5 protein-coding genes are annotated in these 5,171 nt (G+C 59.4%); all 5 read left to right on the forward strand.

Annotated elements, in window-relative coordinates; translation table 11 throughout:
- Window positions 1-664, forward strand: a 664-nt coding sequence (locus HY836_RS08455; RefSeq protein WP_290675436.1) for a DUF2345 domain-containing protein, incomplete at its 5' end; no start/stop codon positions are given.
- Window positions 665-693: 29 nt separating this feature from the next.
- On the forward strand, window positions 694-2,292 hold the full coding sequence (locus HY836_RS08460; protein ID WP_290675438.1) for a hypothetical protein: 1,599 nt from the start codon (window positions 694-696) through the stop codon (window positions 2,290-2,292).
- Between the two features lie 3 nt (window positions 2,293-2,295).
- A complete protein-coding gene (locus HY836_RS08465) occupies window positions 2,296-3,255 on the forward strand; it encodes a hypothetical protein (RefSeq protein WP_290675440.1) in 960 nt (319 codons plus the stop codon).
- Window positions 3,256-3,286: 31 nt separating this feature from the next.
- Window positions 3,287-3,901, forward strand: a complete 615-nt coding sequence (locus HY836_RS08470) for a hypothetical protein (RefSeq protein ID WP_290675442.1) — start codon at window positions 3,287-3,289, stop codon at window positions 3,899-3,901.
- Between the two features lie 16 nt (window positions 3,902-3,917).
- Window positions 3,918-5,171: type VI secretion system Vgr family protein (locus HY836_RS08475; protein ID WP_290675444.1), on the forward strand; the 1,254-nt coding region annotated here is incomplete at its 3' end.

Raw genomic sequence — 5,171 nt, forward strand, 5'->3', positions numbered from 1 at the left:
CCTCTTCAGCGGCCAGGACACGAGCCTGACCATGCAGGGCGATGCGCAGCTCACCAGCACGCACACGCTGAGCAGCGTCAGCGGCCAGACCACCAGCCTCTACACCCACGCAGGCGGCATCAAGGCCATCACGGCCAACGCGGGCTTGAGCCTGCGCGCGCATACCGATGCCCAGCAGATCTGGTCAGACAAGGACCTGACCGTTCAAAGCACCACCGACGAGATCCGCATCCAGGCCAGCGACAGCATCACGCTCACTGCGGGCCAGAGCCAGATCGTGATCAAGGGTGGCGACATCACCTTCACCTGCCCGGGGACGTGGACGGTGAAGGGGGCGGCGCATGAGTGGGGGAGCGGGGGAAGCCAGGCAGCACAGTTGACTGGTTTACCTGATGCTCGGGTTGGTGAACAACCTCGATGGATGGAGCTTGAGTTGCGAGGATGGGAAGCCGCGCCTCTGGCCAATGTGCCATATGAGGTCACGTTTTCAGACGGAAGCAAACGTCAAGGCACGCTGAACAGCAAAGGTTTTGCACATCTTGATGGCATTCCCAAGGGCGTTGAACACAAGGTCGAATACAAGAACCCACCTACCTCAGTGGACCCTGATCCCTACACGCTCAACGACCTGGCCAAGTCAATCAAGGCCTTCCTCGGCGCGTGATCTGAACAATACAAAACCATAGGGTAGGTATGTCCTTTTCCTTTGAAGACATTGTCAAAGGCATCAATCGTTGGAAGCACAGCGCCAAGAGCGCAGCGATGGATGCAAAGCAGAAAGCAAACTGGGTCTGGGAAGCGCTGCAAGGCGACTTCAATCCAAATCGTTCCATGGGGCAGATCGGCCTGGATACGGCTGTGTGCCTGATACCGGGCATCGACACGGTCATGGACATTCGTGATTTGATCGCGAACATCATCGCTATCGTGGCTGCACCGGCCAATGGCATGGCCTGGTTCAATCTCGTGCTCACCTTGATCGGTTTCGTCCCAGGCTTGGGCTCGGTAGCCAAGGGTGTGGTCAAGATTGTGTTCGTCAAGCTCAAGCCCCTGATCAAGAGTGCGGATGACCTGACGAACGCCAGCAAGATGGTGAAGTACATGGACGAGGCCTTTGACGCGGCCCTGCCATCCATCGTCCAGTACCTCACGCATCCCAAGGTTCAGAGTTTTCTCACCAAGGCTGGTGTCCCGGATGTGATCAAGTGGGTGGCCAAGAGTATCCGGGAGACGGTTGGCAAGATCGATCCAGCGGCACTTAAAGCGCAGTTCAATGACAAGGCCAACAGCCTCAAGGACATTCTCAACACCTTGAGCCCGCTGCTGCCCGCATCGGCAGGGCCGCGAGTGAAGCAGGTGCTCGATGGCATCGTGATGGTGCAGAAGAACTTCGAGGGTGCCGTCAACAAGTTCATGGAGCCGTTGCACGCGATGATGCTGCAGTTGGCCAAACGCCTGGAAGACATGCATTGGGTGGCGCAGAGCCAGCAGCTCAATAAAGGCTGGATGGCACCATTGTCGGAACAGGGCAGCAAGCGGTTGATTGCGAAGCACAAGCCGGCTTGGGTGAAGACGAAGAAGCCGGTTTTGTTTGAGCAACTGACGCCTAAAAATTTTCGATTGGCGCCTGCTTACACCAAGGGTCGGCAACAAGGTGCCCCGGAGTTGGATGACACCGCCATCAAAAGCTTTGCCAAAGGCGTTAAAGCTCGCCCCTTGCGCGATGGCGAAACCTTGTACCGTGTGGTCGACCCTACCAGTGGCTCATTGAGCACCTGCTGGATCACAGAGGGCGTTTGGAAGGAAATCAACGCCAACCCAGCCTTGGCGCGTGAGATGTGGCGTGGCAAGCTGGCTGTGAGGCCGGACTGGAACCAGAATGGCACCTACGTGAAGTTCACATACAACAAAGCTCGCGATGGAGACATCACTGTGTGGGAGGGGCCAACTGCCATGCAGTGGTTGGGCAACGAAGGCAAGGAAGCAGAGGGATTCCTTGAAGGTGGACTAACACAAGTTGTCTGGCAGCCGATGCGCTGGGATCCTGCACGCAAAGAGATGGTGCCGCATCAGTTAAAGAACGCCAAGGCCGACGGTTTTACCAAAGCCCAGTTCCCCGACATGGTTGAGGGAGGCATCATTCGCGACACTGCGGGGAGCGCCAAGCCTTCAGGCATCCGCACCCAGATCAACGACCCGCGCATCGAAGGGCCTACTGAGACGGGCTGGGGCTTCAAGGATTTTGAAGATCAGAACAACATCATTGGCCTGCCCAACCCTTTGAAAGAATAAGCCATGGCAACTCGCAACCTGAGCCAGGAGGCTCACCTCTGGTACACGATTTCTTCACCGGACTACATCGCGAAAGCCAAGATCAAGCTACAAGAAGCGGCCGACCTCATGCGTGCGGATGTGGCTCAACACGCCTTCATTGCCGATTATGCGCCTGTGCCCTATTGGGGCGGCGTGATCGAAGACTTGCTGGACAGGTTCGATGGCGCGCTGGAAATCCTCAAGCAGGGGGAGTTTGATCCGATGCAGCGATGGGCCAGTCGCATGAAGACAATCCCTCGTGGCCTCCAAGAAGGCAACATGAACTGGATGTCGGAGATGGGGCAGTTCATGGATTTGCTCAACGAAACCTTTGGCATATGCGATGAGTTCTTAACGTCTGTGGCAATGAGCGAGAGGTTCAGCGATCCGAACTACAAGGATGGATCAGCAGATTGGCGCTACGAACTCCCTGAGGATGTGGGGTATGAAGGAAATGGCATCGCCCGCTACATTGAGCCAAGTGTCTTTCCTGTTCTTCCCCATCAAATCCCCGAGTACGCCCCGGACACCTCTGTGTCCTGCAAAACTGGCGACGTCGTGCCATGGACAGGCGTGTGGGTACCCAATACAGGTATGGGTACGGCGGCTCTCGCCTTTGCACGCCAGAACGTGCAAATCATGCAACCAACCTATGAAATCGCTTCTGTCGATGACGATGGCTATGCAAGCTTCAATTTGGTGGACTGCATATGGCACCCGGTCAAGCCTACTGGCCGCATGATTGAGCATCCCGTGCTAGCTCAACTCAAGCATGGCGCTGCAACGGCGAAAGGCCGCTGTGAATCTGGTGAACGTTGCCCACGCGAAGGTTTGTGGTTCACACCAGCAGCGCCAGACAAGCGGCACTTCAAGCTTGGCGAGGTCATGCCGTCTGTCGGTGGCGACTATGGTGTGACCATCTGGCAATGGGCAGGTGAGTGAGGTGTCCGGTACCCCTGAGGTGTCATCCCTCTTGCTGGCAGTAGCAGGCGCAATCGCGGCTGGCGCTTCCGGGCTTGGCGGCTTCATCAGGTTTGTTGCGTGGTGGAAGGACCGTAAGCTGGCAATCCGCATAGAGAGTGCTGCGGCGCTCGCTGAAAAAGGCACTGCAGACTGGCAAAAGGCGTTGGGCCAACGTATGTTGACGCGTGCACACTTTGCTCGCTTAACAGGTATCGATGTACCTGACGGGCATGCCAGCTTGCTTGCGTTGCACGAGCGACTGGGAGGCACGGATATGCAACTCAGGTACATGCGTCATGCCATCGATCTCTTGAATCGTCGCGATGACTGCGCCCATCCGAGAGATATGACTCGTCGAGATTGGTTCGCAGCTATCGGGCTGGCCTTTTCTTGCCTGGTCTTTGTCGGGATCTCCTTGGGGATGCTCGGGTTGCTGGCGGTTGCGGTGGATCGAGTTGATTGGAATCAACCGGTACCCATGTCTAAGTTCTTGGCCTTGGGTACGGGAGGCCTTTATTCCGGCGTTTCTGCTTGGTTCTCTTGGTCCCTCTTCAGGGGGGTAAATGCATACATTGCCGCAAGTCAACTGAGGCAGACCATAAGGCAGCAGCGCTCCAAGGAGTGAGTCGCGCTGCACCGATATGTACATGGACCTTGGGCCCAACGCTGGCACGAATACCGTTTTCTGTACTCTGAGCATCACCCACGAAGCCGCCAACAACCTGGGCCACGAAGCCGCGCAGATCATGCGCAGCACGGATGTGGAGCAAGGCAGCTACCGCAACCGCTTCGATGCCGTGCCGGCCAATGCCCGCATCGTGCCCATGCCGGTTGAGGTGCCCACCGCGCCCGGCCTGCAGACCGCCATCGTGGTGGCCGCCGAAGGTGAGCCCCTCACCACCGACCGTGACAACCGCATCCGCATCCAGTTTGGCTGGCAGCGTGGTGCATCACCGCTTGCTGGCGGCTTGAACGCACCGGCTACGCTGGCAGGCGCCGACACCGGCCATGCCCCTGGCAACGCCCAGAGCGGCACCTGGGTGCGCGTGGCCCAAGGCGTGGCAGGCCCCAACTGGGGCGCCGTGTTCACACCCCGTGCCGGCACCGAGGTGCTGGTGGACTACATCGATGGGGACGTTGACCGGCCTATTGTGGTCGGCCAATTGCACAACGGCCAGCACGACTTGCCCTGGCCCGCAGGCGTGGATTCAGGCGCCAATCACCCCGGCACCGTGTCGGGCTGGCACCACCCCCACCTGGACGGCCAAGGCGCCAACCAATGGCTGGTGGATGACGCCACCGGCCAGCTGCGCATGCGCCTGGCCAGCCACAGCAGCCAAACAGGCTGGAACGAGCTCACGCTGGGCCGCATCATCCAGCAAAGCGGGCAGGGTGGGCAGGGCCATGCCCAACGCGGCCCATGGCTGGGCGAAGGCTTCTACGGCCACACCGAAGGCTGCGCCGTGGTGCGCGCCGGCCAGGGCCTGCTGCTGAGCAGTACCGCGCGCACCGCACAAGGCAGCAGCGTCAACAGCACCCAGATGGATGCGGCCGAGGCCGTGGGGCAGCTCAAGGCTGCGCAGCAACTGGGCGATGCACTCAGCCAGAGCGCCCGCCAGCAAGGCGCACAGGGCCTGAGCAGCCACGATGGCCAACAGGCCTTGCAAACGCATGCCGCCTTGATGGACCCGGCAGCCAAAGGCCAGCACGAAGGCAGCGTCAACGGCCATGAAGCGAAGAAAGCCAATGGGCGTAGCCTGGCAGACCCGGTAGAGAAGTTCGCCCAGCCCCTGCTGCATCTGGACACCCCCAGCACGGCCGCCTTTGTGACGCCCAGCAGCATCAGCCTCTTCAGCGGCCAGGACACGAGCCTGACCATGCAGGGCGATGCGCAG

This window comes from Aquabacterium sp. (genome assembly GCF_016234775.1).
GTDB lineage: Bacteria > Pseudomonadota > Gammaproteobacteria > Burkholderiales > Burkholderiaceae_C > Aquabacterium.

Bases quoted from the DNA above. Each gene is read 5' to 3' on its own strand.
- HY836_RS08460 (WP_290675438.1), top strand. From the start codon at position 694: ATGTCCTTTTCCTTTGAAGACATTGTCAAAGGCATCAATCGTTGGAAG.
- HY836_RS08465 (WP_290675440.1), top strand. From the start codon at position 2,296: ATGGCAACTCGCAACCTGAGCCAGGAGGCTCACCTCTGGTACACGATT.